Here is a 16,011-nt window from a genome sequence, read left to right on the forward strand (position 1 = left end):
GCTGAACGTTCCTCGAACCACGCAGTGCATGCGAATGCGGAGCCATGGGGACGATGGCGAAGAAATCGATCCGCACCACGTCGTTTGACGTGGCGGCCCTTGCCGGGGTGTCTCAGTCGGCCGTCTCGCGTGCGTTCACGCCCGGGTCCAGCATCAAGGCGACCACCCGGGACAAGATTCTCGAAGCCGCCCGCAAGCTGAACTACGTCCCGAACTCCATTGCAAGCAGCTTGACGAAGAACCGGTCCAGCATCGTCGCCGTGATCCTCGGCACGTTGTCGAACCCGTTCTACGTTCACACGCTCCACGCCTTCAGCCAGGAGCTGCAGAAGCTCGGCCGGCAGACCCTGACCCTCACCCTGTCCGACACGATGGACACCGACGAAGCCATCCTGAAGGTGCTTCAGTACCAGGTGGAGGCGGTGATCCTGACGTCGGCCCAGCTTTCGACGCGGATGATCAACCTGTGCCATGACCGCGGCATCCCGGTGGTGCTCTTCAACCGCTACATCCCGCACAGCGACGTCTACGGCGTACGCTGCGACAACGTCTCCGGCGGCCGGATGGTCGCCGACGCGTTCCTTGCCGCGGGCGCGCGCTCGTTCATGATGATCACCGGCGAGGCGAACGGCAGCACCAGTCAGGATCGCGTGCGCGGTTTCGTCGAGCGGGTCCTCGAGGCCGGCATCCCGCGCAGCGCAATCTCGAGCTACCCCGGCCTTCGCTCGTACGAGGGCGGAGCGGCGGCCGTCGACATGCACGTCGCGGCCGGGCACGAGATTCCGGACGCGATCTTCGGGATCGCCGACGTGATGGCGATGGGGGCGATGGACGCGCTGCGGTACCGCTACGGCAAGCGCGTGCCCGAGGACGTGATGGTCGCGGGTTTCGACGGGATTCCGGAGGGCGGGCGGCCGCCCTACCAGCTCACCACGGTGCGCCAGCCGGTCGCCGAGATGGTGACCGAGACACTGAACCTCCTCAACTTCGACGGCGCGCGCGAGCCGGAGGAGCTGACGCGGGACCGCCCGATCGCCGGCGAGATGATCTGGCGCGCGACCGTTCCGCGCCCGGCCCGCGCGGAGCCGGCGCCCGTCGCGGTGGCGCCGGAGGCCTCGGCCGGCTGATTCGCCGGCCCGGGAGCCCGGCGGCCCTCAGGCGTCCGCCATCGCCGCGTCGCCGACGAGCTCGGCCGCCGCCCTGCCCGCCAGCATGCCGAGCGTGATCGCCGTGCAGAGGCCGGCGGCGGGCAGGTAGCCGTCGCAGCCGCTGCCGGAGATGCTCTCCGCCGTACCGCCGCTCGCGAAGAGGTTCGGGAGGGGCGAGCCGTCCTCGCGCACCACCCGCGCCGTCCCGTCGATCTTGAGGCCGCCCTGGGTATGGAACAGCGCGCCCGTCGTGCGGATCGCATGAAGCCGCCCGGAGAGCGGCGGGTTGCGGGTGAAGTCGCGGCCGAAGGGGCAGGGGACCTCGCCCTTCGCCATCCGCTGCGTCTCGGCGATGGTCGCCTCCAGCGCCTCCGCCGGCACCTTGATGAGCTCGGCGAGGGCGCCGGCGTCCCCGGCCGTGCGGACGACGTTGAGCGCCTTGAGCTCGCGGAATTCCGGCAGGTCCTCGCAGGTCGCGCGCCGGGCGTCGTCGAAGATCACCCAGCCGATGCCCTCCGGCTGCTGGAGCGTGTTGAGCGACTGGGCGGAGATGTCCTTCACCTCGTTCGAGTAGCGCCTGCCTTCCAGGTTCACCATGATCCCGCCGTTCATGATCGGGTCGTAGTTGCAGATCACGCCGGCGGATTCGACCAGCGCGCCGTACCCCTGGAACGCGTCCATCGAGCCCACGGCCGCGCCGAGCGCCATGCCCCACTCGATGCCTTCGCCCTCGTTCCCCTCGTGGCCGAAGTACTTGTAGTAGGGCGCCTCGCCGAATGAAGGGATGAAGCGCCTCACCATCCCGGCGTTGGCGCCGAAGCCGCAGGTGGCGAGGATGAGCGCCTTGCAGCCGATCGTCTCGACGGCGCCGTCCGCGCGGGTGACGCGCACGCCCGCGACGCGCCCCTCGGCGTCGGCGTAGACCGTGTCGACGTGGGCACCGGTGACGATGTCGGCGCCGGCCGCCTCGGCCGCGCGCATCATCGTGTCGTGGAGTTCCTTGCCGGTCTTGGACGGGACGCCGTGCAGGCGGTTCACCGTATGGCCGAAGAAGCCGCCCCAGGAGAGGTCGAGGCGGAAGGGAATGCGGAACCGGTCGACCAGCCAGTCGATCGCCGGGCCGCAATTGTCCGCGACGGTGCGGGACACGCCGGTGTCGGCGGTACCCTTGCTGCGGGCCATGATGTCCCGGTAGAGGGCCTCCGCGTCGTCCTCGATCCCGTTCTCGCGCTGCAGCCTGGTGCCGGCGGCGCAGACGTTCCCCTGCGACATGCATGTGCTGCCGTAGGGGACCACGTCGCGCTCGAGGAGGAGGGTGCCCGCGCCGCTGTCGCAGGCGGCGAGAGTGGCCGCGAGTCCTGCCGCCCCGGCGCCGACGACGACCACGGGGACTTCGATGTCGAACTCGGGGATCGACCTGTCCACACCCGTCATTATTGAGCCTTCATGTTGTTGATCTGATGGTGGGGCGCCCGGCGCGCGCGGGCCGGGGCCCGAACCGCGGTGCCCTCGGGCGGCGCCGCAGTGCACCATGCCGGGCGGTTCCGGGAGAGGGTGACGCGGAGGGTATCCCGGCAGGCGCGCCCTGCCGCGACTTCTCGCCGATGCCCGGGCGGTGCGGGCGACGCACTGCCCGGTCCCACCCGCGGCCGCCCACCGGGTTGCCGCCGCCGGGCAGGCGCGGCGGCATCCCGGCGGTACCCTCTCGCGGGCATGTGCGGCACGGTGAGCGTTGGGTGGGGTAAGTGCGCATCGAGCGCCCTTGCGACCGATTTGAATACGAATTCATAATCGACGTGCCGCAGCGGGTGTCAAGCGGCTTCATCTCCGGGCGGAAACGATGCCTTCGCGCATCTCGGGATCACCGAGGCGTCGCGATATTTGTCCCGCGCGGCCCAAGTTTCGCGTTGACACTCTCGCGAGGCGCTCATTGAATGCGAATTCAATATGGTCGAAGCGGCGCGGCCGGACTGCCGCTCCGCCGCGGCCGAGGCGCCGGCGCACCCGCTTGTCGAGAGTTACGCATGACCGCTTTCGCCCTGACCCAGGACGCCATCGATCCGCTGCTCGACACGCTGCTCCCCGGGAGCGACTTCCTTCCGCCCGCCTCCTGCACCGGCACCGGCGCGGAGGTCCTGATGAGCGCCAAGGGCGTGGATGCCGCCCGCGCCATCCTCGCCGCGCTGCCGCCGGACTTTGCCGACCTCGCGACGCCCGGCCGCGCCGCCGCCGTCCGCGAGGTCGCAAGGCTCTGCGGCGCCGTTCAGGCTCTGGTCGAAGTCGCGCATCGCGCCTACTACTCCGATCCGGACGTGTCGGCGGCGGTGGCCCGGCTCGCCGCGTACCGTCATCCTCCCCGGCCGGCGGGACCGGAGATGCCGCCCTTCGATCCGTCGATCCTCGACACCGTCCGAAAGGCGGCCCCCGCCTGGCGAGACCCCAGACCAGCAACCCCGGACGACAACGCGCGATGAGTGACACAGAGAACCCGCTCCCCTGGCTGACGGACCGCGTCGTCGGGACCTCCTACGGGGACCTGACCCCCGCCTCGATCGAGAAGGCCAAGACCTTCCTGCTCGACACGTTCGGGGTCGGCGTCGCCGGCTGCCACGGCTACCGGATCGACAGGATCGTCAAGGTGGCGTCCGGGTGGGGCGCAGGCGAGGAAGCGCGCGTCTGGGTTTCCGGCGAGACGCTGCCGGCCGGTGGCGCCGCCTTCGTCAACGCCTACCAGATCCACAGCCTGGAGTATGACTGCGTCAACGAGGACGCCGTGCTGCACCCGATGGCGACGCTGCTCTCCGCCGTCATGGCTTACTGCGAGCGCCGCTCGCGCCAGGGGCGGCCGGTCAACGGGCGCGACTTCCTGGCCGCGGTGGTGATGGGCGTCGACGTCTCGATCTTTCTCGGCAAGGCCTCCACCGGGCCGATCCGCTTCTTCCGCCCCGCCGCCGCCGGCGGCTTCGGCGCCGCCGCCGCGCTGGCCAAGCTGGAAGGCTTCGACGCGACGCGCATGACGCAGACGCTGGGCAACCAGTACGGCCAGTCCTGCGGGACGCTGCAGCCGCACGTGGAGGGCTCGCCGATGCTGGGCATGCAGGTCGGCTTCAACGCCCGCGCGGCGCTGGCGGCGGCCGACTTCGCCGCCGAGGGCGTGCTCGGACCGGAGGACGTGCTGACCGGGCGCTACGGCTACTTCCGCCTGTTCGAGAACGATGACTTCGACGTCGCCCACGGCAAGGCCGAGCTGGAAGCCGCGTTCCAGATGGAGCGCATGTCCCACAAGCCCTACCCGTCGGGCCGCCTCACGCACGGCGTCGTCGACGGGCTCGGCCGCCTCATCGCCGCGCACGGCTTCGCGCCGGACGACATCGCGACGATCACCGCGACCGTTCCGCAGCTCGTCAACCGCCTCGTCGGCCGGCCGGACATTCCGGAGCCGGCGCCGAACTACGCCAAGCTGTGCCTGCCGTTCGTCGCCGGCACCTTCCTCAACCACGGCGTGGTGGACGTCGACGAATTCATCGGCCCCGAGAAGCTGAACGACCCGCGCACCCACGACTTCGCCGCGCGCGTCACCGTCATCCAGGACGACAACCCGAGCCACAGCGCGATGACGCCGCAGACGATCGCCGTCACGCTGAAGAACGGCGCGTCTCACAGCGTCGTCCTCGAGGCGGTCTACGGGCACGCCGACAACCCGCTGTCGCGCGAGGAGAATCTCGACAAGTTCCGCCGCTGCTGGTCCCGCGTGCCGCAGCTCGCGCCGGAGAAGGGCGAGGAGCTGATCGGCGTCGTCGACGCCTTCGAGACGCTGGACGACGTCGCCGACGTCGTGCGCTATCTGGTCGCCTGACCGGGCCGCCGCCTCCGGCCCGCCGGAGGCGCCGCCGGCACGGCGGCCTCAGTCGTTGGCTGGCCCGGTGGGCTTGCCCCACTTGCGCTCGAACGCCCACACCTCCTCGAAGCCGATCAGCGAGTTGAACTCCTTGAAGGAGAACAGCGGGACGTCGGGCGACTGCGAGGTGCCGAGCGTCCTGAACGCATTGAACACCGCTTCGGCGGCGTGGGCGGCCGCAAGGCCCGTCGCGGCGGGATAGATCGCCATGTCGTAGCCGATCTCCTTCAGCTCGGAGGCGCTGCGGATCGGGGTGAGGCCGCCGTCCGCCATGTTGGCGAGCGTGGGCTTGTCGAGCCGGCGGCAGGCCTCGCGCATCTCCTCGTCGCTGACGAGCGCCTCGATGAAGAGGACGTCGGCGCCGGCCTCCCCATAGGCGACGGCCCGCTTCACGGCGCCCTCGAAGCCCTCTGACTGGCGCGCGTCGGTGCGGGCGATGATGAAGGTGTCCGGATTCCTGCGGGCGTCGCAGGCGACCTTGATCTTGTCGACCATGTCCTCGACCGGGATCAGGCGCTTGAAGGGCGTGTGGCCGCACTTCTTCGGGAACTCCTGGTCCTCGATCTGGATCGCGGTGACCCCGGCCTCCTCGTAGCCGATGACGGTGTGGTGCACGTTGAGGAGCCCGCCGTACCCGGTGTCGGCGTCGGCGATGACGCCGGCGTTCACCATGGTGCACAGCGTGCGCACGCGGTCGACCATCTGCGTGTAGGTGGCGATCCCGGCGTCGGGGAGGCCATAGGCCGAGGCGGTCATCCAGTAGCCGGACGCGTAGGCGAAATCGAGGCCGCTCCTGTTGAACACGGCGGCGGCGATCATGTCGTGGACCCCCGGGGCGACGACGAACTCGCCTGCCGCGAGAGCCGCCTTCAGTGTCGGTTTTGCCATTCTTCTTCGATCCCTTTGCCGGAGGTGTGGCTGGCTGTGCGCCGCGTCTGACACCTCGTCATAGTCGGCGCCGCTTTCGAAGTGGTTGGCGCGCTATGGCCGGCTGCCATCCCGCCATGGCCTGCCCTCCCATGGCCGGCCGTGGCTCCCGGGCGGAATTCTTCGGCCGCCGATCCAATCACGCTTGCGCCACTTCAAGCTGAGATTATAGTTCGATGAATGCGCATGCAATGCTTGCCGCGCAGACGCTTCGTTCAACCGGGGGATGGATCTATGAGGCTGGGTGTCGACGTCGGGGGAACCTTCACAGACCTGCTCCTTCACGACGCCGCGACGCAACGCACCTACCAGGCCAAGACCCCGTCGACCCCCGAGGACCAGTCGATCGGCGTCGCCAACGGTGTGAAGCTCATCTGCGAGAAGGCGGGCATCTCGCCGTCCGACATCTCGCTGATCCTCCACGGCACGACCGTGGCGACCAATGCGGTGCTGGAAGGCAAGGGTTCGCGCGTCGGCCTGCTTGTGACCGAGGGGTTCGAGTACACGCTGCACCTCGCCAAGTCCTGGACCCCGGGGCCGCTCTTCGGCTGGATCGTCATGGACAAGCCGGAGCCCCTCGCCGCGCTGGCCGACACGCGCGGCATCCCGGAACGGATGAACGCACGCGGCGAGGTGGTGAAGCCGCTCGACCGCGAGGCCGCGACCCGGCTGATCGACGACCTCTGCTCCTCCGGCATCGAGGCGCTGACGATTTCGCTGATGCATTCCTATGCAAACCCGGATCACGAGCGCGTCCTCGCGCAGATCGTGAAGGCGCGGTACCCGGACATCCCGGTCTCGATCTCGTCGGAGATCCTGCCCGAGTTTCGGGAATACGACCGGGCGATCACAACGGTCATGAACGACTACGTCCGGCCGATCATGCGGCGGTACCTGTCGCGCATCGAGACCCGGCTCAAGGACGACGGCGTCCACGCGCGCCTCCATATCGTTCGCTCCGACGGCGGCCTGATGAGCGCCGAGGCGGCGTCCGAGCGGCCGGTGCACACGGTGCTCTCCGGTCCCGCCGGCGGCGTGACGTCGACCGTGATGGTCGCCCGTCGCACCGGCCTCGGCAGACTTCTCGCCTTCGACATGGGCGGCACCTCCACCGACGTCTCCGTCGTCATCGACGGCGAGCCGACGATCTCCCGGTCGACCGAGGTCGGCTACTTCCCCGCCAAGGTCCCGACGCTCGACGTGCGCTCGGTCGGGGCCGGCGGCGGCTCCATCGCCGAGGTCTCCGAACTGACCAGCTCGTTGCGCGTCGGCCCCCGCAGCGCCGGCGCGCGCCCCGGCCCCGTCGCCTACGGCCGCGGCGGCACCGAACCCACGGTGTCGGACGCCAACGTGGTGCTCGGCTACCTGCCGCCGGTTCTCCTCGGCGGCGACATGTCGCTCGACGTCGAAGGCGCCCGCGCCGCCGTCTCGAAGGTCGGCGAGGCGCTCGGACTGTCGCCGGAGGGCGCCGCGCAGGGGATCATCGACATCGCCAACGAGGTGATGCTCGGCGCCCTCCGCGTCATCACGGTGCAGCGCGGACTCGACCCGCGTGACTTCGGCATCGTCGCCTTCGGCGGCGCCGGCCCGCTCCACGCCAACGCGCTGGCCGAGCTTCTCGGCTGCTATCCGGTGGTCGTCCCGGCCAACCCCGGCGTCCTGTCGGCACTCGGCTTCCTGGAGTCGGAGTTCAAGAACGAGTTCGTGCAGACCTTCATCCGCTCGACCAAGGCGCTCGACGCGGCGGACGTGTGGGCCCGCTTCGACGCGCTGGCCGAGAAGGCGGCGCACTGGCTCGAGGAGGAGAAGGTGGCTCCGCAGGACCGCCACCTGCAGTTCTCGGTCGACCTGCGCTACGAGCAGCAGGGCTTCGAGGTGACGATCGACCTCGACGGGGACGTGATCGCCGGGAAGGCCAGCCTGGAGGCCGTGTTCGACAAGTTCCACGCCACCCACGAGCGGCTCTACGGTGTGCGCTTCCATGTGCCGGTCGAGCTCGTGGCGCTGCGGGTCGTCGCGACCGGCGCCACGACCCCGGTGGAGGAGGCCGCCGCGATCACCGGAGGCCCGGCGGCCGAGGCGATCATCGAGACGCGCCCGAGCTACTTCAACGGTGAGTGGGTGGAGACGCCGAACGTCGACCGCGCGCGGCTCGCCATCGGCGAGCGGGTCGCCGGCCCCGCCATCATCCGCCAGTACGACACGACCACCGTCCTTCTCCCGGATCATTACGCGGAGGTCGACCCGCACGGAAACCTCCTGATCTGGCCGAACGCGAAGGGGAACTGAGATGAAGACCGTCGATCCCATCACGCTCGACATCATCGAGAACGCGCTGAAGAACGCCCGCTTCGAGATGGACGGCGTCGTCGTGCGCATCGCCCTGTCGCCGGTGATCCGGGAGCAGCACGACGAGTTCCCGATGATCTGCAACGAGCGGGGGCAGATGATCGTCGGCCAGTTCGGCTCGTACATCCCGGCGATCGTCGAGAAGTTCCAGGGCGACCTCAACGAGGGCGACATCTTCGTCTGGAACGACCCCTACGCCTGCAAGGGCTCCATCTCGCACAACAACGACTGGTGCGTGATGATGCCGATCTTCCACGAGGGGGTGCTGGTCGGCTTCTCCTCGATCTTCGGCCACATGGTCGACGTCGGCGGCAAGGTGCCGGGCTCGATGCCGGCCGATGCCTATTCGATCTGGGAGGAGGGGCTGCGCATCCCGCCGGTGCGCATCTACGACAAGGGCGTGCTGAACGCGGGTGTCCTCGACATCATGCTCAACAACACCCGCACGCCGGACATGAACCGCGCCGACCTGATGGCGCTGATCGCGGGCTGCCGGACCGCGGCGACGCGGGTGCGCGAGCTGTGCGACCGTTTCGGCCGCGATACCTACATGGCCGCGTGCGACATGCTGCTCGACCGCACCCACGAGGCGATGAAGGTCCTCATCGACAAGTACATCTCCGAGGAACCGGTCACGTTCACTGACTACGTCGACGACGACGGTGTCGGCAACGGCCCGTTCAAGATGACGCTGTCGATCTACAGGAAAGGCGACACGGCGGTCTTCGACTGGACCGGCACGGACCCGCAGGCGGAGGGCCCGATCAACTTCCATATCCACGAAGGGCTCTGCAAGCTCTTCTTTGGCGTCTACATGATCATGGCGTTCGACCCCTCGATCCTCTTCAACGAGGGGTTCTACGACCTGTTCGAGATCGTGCTCCCGGAGGGGAGCCTCCTCAATCCGCGCTTCCCCGCCGCGCTGTCGAACCGCCTCAACACGCACACGCGCTTCTTCGACTGCCAGGCCGGGGCGCTCGGCCAGCGCGCGCCGCACCTGTCGATGGCGGCGGGCTACGGGACGAGCCCGCACTTCATCTTCACCGGCCACGACCAGGACGGGAAATATTTCCAGCTGATGGAGCTCCTCTTCGGCGGCGTCCCCGGCCGCCCGCGCGGGGACGGCCTCGACGGCCACGCCTGGTGGCCTCTCTTCTCGGCGACGCCGATCGAGTACATCGAGAACTACTATCCCGTGCTGATCGAGAGCTACCGGCCGATCCGCGACTCCGGCGGGGCGGGGCTCCACCGTGGCGGCGCGGGCATCGCCAAGACCTATCGCCTTCTCGAAACCGGCAGGGTCTCGATCCATGACGACCGCGAGATCGTCCCGCCCTGGGGGATCAACGGCGGCCTCTACGGCGGGACCTCGAGCAAGTGGATCGTGCGCAAGGCGACCGGCGAGACGGAGCGGATCCCCTCCAAGATCGACAACCTCGCGGTGGAGGCGGGCGACGTGGTGGTCTTCAACACCGCGGGCTCCGGCGGCTGGGGCGATCCGCTCGACCGACCGGCGGAGAGCGTCGCGCGGGACGTGCGCCACGACCTCGTCTCGCCGCAGGCGGCGCGGGACTTCTACGGTGTCGTCCTCACCCCCGCGAACGTGCCGGACGATGCCGCGACGGAGGCCCTTCGGGCGGACATGCGGACGAGGCGCGGCGAGCCGGAGCCCTTCAATTTTGGCTATGTCCCCGAGCAGGCGGAGGCCGCCGAGTAGGCGCGGCCGCCACGCGCACCCCTTCGGAGCCCTAAAGGGACCTGCCCCGGCGAGGCGGTGACCCCCCGCCCCGCCACGGGCACGGCCCCAGCCTGTTTCCCGGAGCCAGCCGTCGCTGATGCCCGACAGGAGCCGGACCGGAGCCGCGCGCAAGGCCACCGCAGGTGAGCGGAGCGGGCCTTGCGCGGGGCTCCGGTCCGGCTCAGGGCATCGATCAGCGAGGGCTGGCTCCGGGAAACAGGCGACCGCCCTGTTACCTGGTGAAGCCCGAGCGCCTGCAGCCTCGCATGCTGGTACGTTGGCTGCCCAATCCAAGGAGTCTCGACGTTGGATCACGCCCCGGAACCCGATCTCGATCCGATGCCGCATCTGGTGCGGCACGTCGCCGGCCTCGCCTATGACGATCTCCCGCCGTCGGCGGTGGCGGCGGCCAAGACGTTCACGCTCGATACGCTCGGGGTCGGCATCGCCGGCGCGAACGGGACCGGCGTCGACGCGCTGCGGGCGCTGGCGCAGACGTGGGGCGAGGGGCGGGAGGCGTCGGTGTGGGGGAGCGGCATCCGCCTTCCGGCGGCGACGGCGGCGTTCGTCAACGGCTACCAGGTCCACTCGCTGGAGTACGACTGTGTCCACGAGCGGGCGGTGCTGCACCCGATGGCGGCCGTCCTCGGGGCGATGATGGCCGCGGCGGAGCGGCGTGTCGCGAGGGACGAGCCGCCGATCGACGGGAGGACCTTCCTCGCCGCCCTCGCCGGCGGGGTCGACTTCGCGACCTTTCTCGGCTTCGCGGCGCGAGGGCCGCTCCGGTTCTTCCGTCCGTCCACGGCGGGCGGGTTCGGGGCGGCTGCCGGTGTCGCACGCATGCTGGGCCACGACGAGGCGACGATCGCGAGCGCGCTGGGGATCCAGTACTCGCAGACGTCGGGGACCATGCAGCCGCACGTCGAGGGGTCGCCGTGTCTGGCGCTGCAGGTGGGACTGGCCGGGCGCGCCGGCCTCGTCAGCGCCGACCTCGCCGCGGCGGGCTTCAAGGGGCCGTCCGACATCCTGACCGGCCGCCACGGCTACTTCCGGCTGATCGAGCGGGACGCGTTCGACGTCGCGGCCGAGATCGGGCGCATCGGCCGGGAGTTCCAGGTGGAGGAGCTCGCCCACAAGCCGTTCCCCTCCGGGCGCCTCACCCACGGCACCGTCGACGCGCTGATGCAGTTCACGTCGCGCCTCGGGATCGGGGCGGACGATATCGCCGAGCTGCGCTGCCTCGTCCCGCCGGTGGTGTTCCGGCAGGTGGGCCGGCCGGACATTCCGGCGCCGGACCCCAACTATGCCAAGCTCTGCATCCCCTTCGTCGGCGCGACCTACCTCCGGCACGGCCGCGTGGACGTCGGCGAGTTCCTCGGCGAGGCGATGCTGACCGACCCCAAGACGCACGAGATCGCGGCGCGCATCCGCGTCGAGGAGGACGGCAACCCCGACCAGAACGCGATGACGCCCCAGCGCTTCGTCCTGACGCTCACGGACGGGTCCAGGCACGAGCTGACGCTCGACCACGTCTACGGCCACCCCAGGTCGCCGCTGTCGGCCGCGGACAACGTCGACAAGTTCATGCGCAACTGGGGGACGGTGCCGGGTCTCCCGGCCGGAAACGCGGAGCGGGTCGTGGAGCTGGTGGAGACGCTGGAGACGGTCGCCGACGTGACGGCGATCGCGCGCCTCATGGTCCCCGCCTCGGCGGCCTGAGCCGCGCAGCGCCCGGACCCTCGCGTTGCCATGAAGGCACAGTTCGGCAATTTAAAGTTGGTGCGAGAGGGGGGACTCGAACCCCCAAGCCTTGCGGCGGACGATTTTGAGTCGTCTGCGTCTACCGGTTCCGCCACTCTCGCAGGCGAGGCGTCTGCGGCGCCATGGGCTTTCGTCACCCCTGCGCCATCCGTCCCGCGGCGGCGCAACATACCGTTTCGTCGGCCACTGGCAAGAGCCATGGCGGCGCCACGGCCAGAGGTTGCTCCGACACCACTATCATTCAACATAGGATTGTTGTAAACGACTATCATAGATTGTCGTGACGTGGTGGGTCTGAGCGGAGGGGTCGCATGCGTTTCGTGTTTGCCGCGCTGTTCGCCGGCTGCGCCACCTCCGCACTCGCCGGCGCCTGGACGATCGAGCGGGGGGAGACGCGCACCTACATCACCTCGAGCTTCACCTACGGCGACCACGGGTTCGACGCGGACGGCAACCTCGTCGCCGTGCCGGAGTACCAGAAGCTGACGCTCTCGGCCGCGCTCGAATACGGCCTGCGCCCCTGGCTGACAGGCGTCGTTCGCGGCGAGCTCACCGAGGAGAGCAGCGAGCGGGAGATCGCGCCCGACCTTATCGGGCACGACCCGCAGACGTTCGCGTCGGTCGCCGGCGGGGCCCGCGTCCGCCTCTTCCAGGGGCCGTTCTGGGTCGCGTCGACGGAGCTGACGGCCTTCTCCGGCGGCTTCAGCTCGCAAGGCGATTCCAAGCCCAGCGACAGCCCTGGCGTGGAAGTGCGGGCGCTCGGGGGCGTCGGCACCACCCTCTACGACACGCCCGTCTTCGCCGACGCCCAGCTCGCCTACCGTGCGAGGTTCGACGACGACGCCTCCGACGAGGTGAAGCTCGACCTCACGCTCGGCGCCCAGATCCTTCCCAACTGGATGATCCTCGGCCAGACCTTCTCGACCTTCGAGGTCGGTGGCGACAGCGACTACCACAAGGTGTCCGCCAGCGTGGTGCGCACCATCACCGACAACCTGCGCCTGGAGGTCGGCGGCGTGGCGACCGTCGCGGGGACGAACGCGATCCAGGAGTTCGGCGGGCACGTCGGCTTCTGGTGGGTGCTGCCCAAGCGCCGCCCGGTGGATGAGCCCGACCCCAGGCTCGCGGCCGACTACCGGGACTTCCAGGCCTACCGCTCCATCTTCAGATAGGGTTCGCCGCGCGGCTGGCCGCCAGCCCGTCCGCTTCGGCATGGCTGCACGGCGCGACGCCGTCGTCCTTGACGCTCGCCGTCGCCGGCGGCAACGACGGCGTCACCGAACCTCGCGGAGATCTCCGTTGCAGCAATCCCTACAAAGCCTCCTCCTGTCGCGTCGCTGGGAGGCCTTCATCGTCGTGCTCATCGTCGTCAACGCCGTCATCCTCGGCCTGATGACCTCATCGAGGGCCATGGCCGCGGCGGGACCGCTGCTGGAGCTTCTCGACGGCGCCATCCTCGCCGTCTTCACCGTCGAGATCGCGCTGCGCATCTTCGCCTTCCGCGCACGGTTCTTCAAAGACCCCTGGAGCCTCTTCGACTTCTTCGTCGTCGCGATCGCCCTGATGCCCACCACCGAGAGCTTCTCGGTCCTGCGGGCCTTCCGGATCCTGCGGGTGATGCGGCTCATCTCGGTCATCCCGACCCTGCGCCGCGTCGTCGGCGGGCTGATCGCGGCGCTGCCGGGGATGGCTTCCATCGTCCTCCTAATGGTGATCATCTTCTACATCTTCTCGGTGATGGCGACCTCGCTCTACGGTGGCACCTTCCCGGACTGGTTCGGCTCCATCGGCTCCTCCGCCTACACGCTGTTCCAGATCATGACGCTGGAATCCTGGTCGATGGGCATCGTCCGGCCCGTCATGGAGGCCTACCCGAACGCCTGGGTCTTCTTCGTGCCGTTCATCATGGTGACGGCCTTCGCGGTCCTGAACCTCTTCATCGGTATCATCGTCTCCGGCATGCAGCAGGAGGTGGAGCAGGAGGCCGCGGCGAGCCGGGACGCCCTCCTGGAGGAGCAGACCCACGTCGCGCACGACGTGAAGGCGCTGCGCGACGAGGTGCGGGAGCTGACGGCTGCCATCGAGCGCCTCACCGCCGCGAAGGGCACGAGCTGAGATGGCGGGCCCCCCGCCGGAGGTCGTCTTCCTCCACGCCGTCACCCGCGACCGCTCCGACTTCGACGAGCTGCGGGCCAAGCTGGACGTTCCGACCCTCGCACTCGACCTCCCCGGCCACGGCGACGGGCCGCGCACGGCGCCCTATGTCATCACCGAGATGGCAAGGACGATCCGCCTTCCGGACGGGCCGCCGCCGGTCCTCTACGGCCACTCCCTCGGCGGCTGCGTGGCGCTGGCGCTGGCGGCGCAGCGCCCGGGCGCGATCCGCGGCCTCGTCCTGGAGGACCCGCCGCTCTTCGCCTTCGACCCGAACCGCGAGGGCAAGCGCGCCTTCTACCGCGGCTTCGTCAAGCTGAAGGAGCAGATGGAGGGCCCCTTCGCCGGCTACGACGAGGCCGCCTGGGCCGCGGAAGTCGCAGGCTGGGGCTCGGGCCACGGCAAGGCCCGCCTGCTGGAGATGTTCGGCCCGGAGGCCGTCCGCCGGCGTGGCCACCAGCTCGCGACGTTCGACAGCCGCGTGCTCGACGGGCTCATCGACCTCTCCATCGGCGCCGGCTTCGACCCGATGGCCTTCCTCTCCGCCCTCGACGTTCCGGTGACGCTGATCGCCGGGGACCCGGAGCATTCGAGCGTCCTCGCGGCCGAGGAGGTCCGGCGGATTGACACCGAACTCGACATCGAGGTGGTGCAGATCCGCGGGGAAGGGCACTTTGTCCACGAAGTCCTCCCCGAGCCGTGTCTCGCTCCCGTGCGCGCGCTCATCACCACACCCTGAAGGAACGCGAACGATGGCTACGGCGACGGGTACGCCCGCAGGCACGACTGGAGGCCCGGCGACGCGGATGGACGGCCTCGCGTGGCTGATGCTCATCGTTCTCGCGCTGCTCTGGGGCCTGTCGTTCCCGTTCGCCCATATCGCACTGCGGGGCCTTCCCGTCCTCACGCTGGTCGCGCTGCGCGTGCTGCTCGCCACGGTGACGCTCTGGGCCGTCGTCGCGCTGATGCGGCTCCAGGTGCCGGACTCGCGCGCCGCCTGGGCCTCGCTCCTCGGTATGGGGGTCCTGAACAACGTCATCCCCTTCTCGCTCATCGTCTGGGGCCAGACGGAGATCGCGGCCGGGCTCGCGGCGGTCCTGATCGGCACGACGCCGCTGTTCACCGCGTTCGTCGCGGGCGCGCTCCTGCCGGACGAGCGGATCACGGTGCCGCGCCTCACCGGCATCCTCTTCGGGATGGCGGGGGTCGTGGTGATCGTCGGGCCCGGGGTGCTGGGTGACCTCGGCCATTCGCTCTGGGCGCAGTGCGCCGTGCTGGGGGCCGCGCTCTCCTACTCGTTCTCGTCGGTGTTCGCGCGCCGGCTGCGGCGCTTCTCGATGCATCCGGTGGTGCTGAGCGCCGGGCAGACGCTGGCGTCGTCGGCGATCCTCGTCCCGGCCGCCTTGATCGTCGACAGGCCGTTCGGCCTGCCGATGCCCGGCGCCGACGTGTGGCTCGCGGTGCTCGCCTTCGCGGTGCTGGGGACGGCGGTCGCCTACATCCTCTATTTCGCCATCATCGCCCGCGCCGGGGCGACCAACACGATGCTGGTCACCGTCCTCAATCCGGTCTTTGCGCTCATCAGCGGCGCGCTGCTCCTCGGTGAGGCGGTGACGTTGCGCCAGGTCGGCGGGCTGGCGCTCATCGCCCTCGGCCTGTCGGTGGTCGACGGGCGGCTGTGGCGGCCGCTCGGCGCGGCGGTGGCGCGGCAGGCGGAGGGGACGCGGGGCTGACGCGAAGCCGCCGGAGGCCCCGGAAGTCAGCCCGGCTCAACGACGCCGGATGACAACGGGGCGGGCGGTCCGGTTTCCTCGCCCGCCTCCACCATCCGGCGAGCCGGTGCGTGCCGTGAGGCCGTCTCAAGTCCCGGCTCAGGTCCCGGCTCAATCCCCGGCGCGAGCCTGCCCGGACCTTTCGGTCCGCGCGCCAGAGGTTCGATCCCCGCCGGGGATCGGATCGTTTTCGCAATTCTGAATACAACGAGCGCGGAAGCCTCGCGAAAGGCGAGGGCCCTACCTTTCCCCGTGGCGTTCGGT

The 16,011-nt window shown here is 69.8% G+C and carries 12 protein-coding genes and 1 tRNA gene; 10 read left to right on the forward strand and 3 right to left on the reverse strand.

Annotation, left to right across the window (positions count from 1 at the left end; all coding sequences use genetic code 11):
- Nucleotides 1-53 precede the first annotated feature (53 nt).
- Complete coding sequence (locus DLJ53_RS03640; RefSeq protein ID WP_162408847.1) at nt 54-1,127, forward strand: LacI family DNA-binding transcriptional regulator; 1,074 nt, start codon at nt 54-56, stop codon at nt 1,125-1,127.
- 27 nt (nt 1,128-1,154) lie between these two features.
- Here DLJ53_RS03640 and DLJ53_RS03645 read toward each other — a convergent pair whose 3' ends face one another.
- Nucleotides 1,155-2,582 (reverse strand): FAD-dependent oxidoreductase, encoded by a 1,428-nt coding sequence (locus tag DLJ53_RS03645; protein ID WP_162408849.1) that lies wholly within the window; start codon nt 2,580-2,582, stop codon nt 1,155-1,157.
- A gap of 590 nt (nt 2,583-3,172) precedes the next feature.
- On the opposite strand from DLJ53_RS03645, the gene DLJ53_RS35080 reads away from it, so the two are divergent.
- Complete coding sequence (locus DLJ53_RS35080) at nt 3,173-3,622, forward strand: hypothetical protein (protein ID WP_162408851.1); 450 nt, start codon at nt 3,173-3,175, stop codon at nt 3,620-3,622.
- Nucleotides 3,619-5,004: an MmgE/PrpD family protein gene (locus DLJ53_RS03650; protein ID WP_162408853.1), complete on the forward strand. Its 1,386-nt coding sequence runs from the start codon at nt 3,619-3,621 to the stop codon at nt 5,002-5,004. The genes DLJ53_RS35080 and DLJ53_RS03650 overlap by 4 nt, the downstream gene beginning before the upstream one ends.
- Nucleotides 5,005-5,052: 48 nt before the next feature.
- On the opposite strand, the gene DLJ53_RS03655 is transcribed toward DLJ53_RS03650, so the two are convergent.
- Nucleotides 5,053-5,934 (reverse strand): isocitrate lyase/PEP mutase family protein, encoded by an 882-nt coding sequence (locus DLJ53_RS03655; RefSeq protein WP_111342431.1) that lies wholly within the window; start codon nt 5,932-5,934, stop codon nt 5,053-5,055.
- 273 nt (nt 5,935-6,207) lie between these two features.
- Here DLJ53_RS03655 and DLJ53_RS03660 point away from each other — a divergent pair, with 273 nt between their 5' ends.
- From DLJ53_RS03660 to DLJ53_RS03670, 3 genes are all read left to right on the forward strand, one after another.
- Entirely contained in the window at nt 6,208-8,262 is a 2,055-nt protein-coding gene (locus DLJ53_RS03660; RefSeq protein WP_111342433.1) for a hydantoinase/oxoprolinase family protein, read from the forward strand.
- A 1-nt stretch (nt 8,263) separates the two neighbouring features.
- The gene (locus DLJ53_RS03665) at nt 8,264-10,039 is read left to right on the forward strand and encodes a hydantoinase B/oxoprolinase family protein (protein WP_111342435.1); all 1,776 of its coding nucleotides are present in this window, start codon (nt 8,264-8,266) and stop codon (nt 10,037-10,039) included.
- Nucleotides 10,040-10,366: 327 nt separating this feature from the next.
- Nucleotides 10,367-11,779 carry an MmgE/PrpD family protein gene (locus DLJ53_RS03670; protein WP_202912984.1) on the forward strand — a complete coding sequence of 471 codons (1,413 nt, stop codon included), beginning with the start codon at nt 10,367-10,369 and terminating at the stop codon, nt 11,777-11,779.
- Nucleotides 11,780-11,837: 58 nt separating this feature from the next.
- Here the strand turns inward: DLJ53_RS03670 and DLJ53_RS03675 are convergent.
- Nucleotides 11,838-11,922: transfer RNA gene (locus DLJ53_RS03675), tRNA-Leu, on the reverse strand.
- Between the two features lie 210 nt (nt 11,923-12,132).
- Between DLJ53_RS03675 and DLJ53_RS03680 the strand changes: the two genes are divergently transcribed.
- The 4 genes from DLJ53_RS03680 to DLJ53_RS03695 all read left to right on the forward strand — a co-directional run bounded on the left by DLJ53_RS03680 (nt 12,133) and on the right by DLJ53_RS03695 (nt 15,708).
- Nucleotides 12,133-12,993 carry a hypothetical protein gene (locus DLJ53_RS03680; RefSeq protein WP_111342437.1) on the forward strand — a complete coding sequence of 287 codons (861 nt, stop codon included), beginning with the start codon at nt 12,133-12,135 and terminating at the stop codon, nt 12,991-12,993.
- A gap of 127 nt (nt 12,994-13,120) precedes the next feature.
- The gene (locus tag DLJ53_RS03685) at nt 13,121-13,936 is read left to right on the forward strand and encodes an ion transporter (RefSeq protein WP_111342439.1); all 816 of its coding nucleotides are present in this window, start codon (nt 13,121-13,123) and stop codon (nt 13,934-13,936) included.
- A gap of 1 nt (nt 13,937) precedes the next feature.
- Nucleotides 13,938-14,714: an alpha/beta fold hydrolase gene (locus DLJ53_RS03690; protein ID WP_111342441.1), complete on the forward strand. Its 777-nt coding sequence runs from the start codon at nt 13,938-13,940 to the stop codon at nt 14,712-14,714.
- Nucleotides 14,715-14,727: 13 nt separating this feature from the next.
- Nucleotides 14,728-15,708 (forward strand): DMT family transporter, encoded by a 981-nt coding sequence (locus DLJ53_RS03695; RefSeq protein WP_226574192.1) that lies wholly within the window; start codon nt 14,728-14,730, stop codon nt 15,706-15,708.
- The last annotated feature ends 303 nt before the right edge of the window (nt 15,709-16,011 follow it).

Origin of the sequence: Acuticoccus sediminis, from assembly GCF_003258595.1 — a bacterium.
Taxonomy (GTDB): domain Bacteria; phylum Pseudomonadota; class Alphaproteobacteria; order Rhizobiales; family Amorphaceae; genus Acuticoccus; species Acuticoccus sediminis.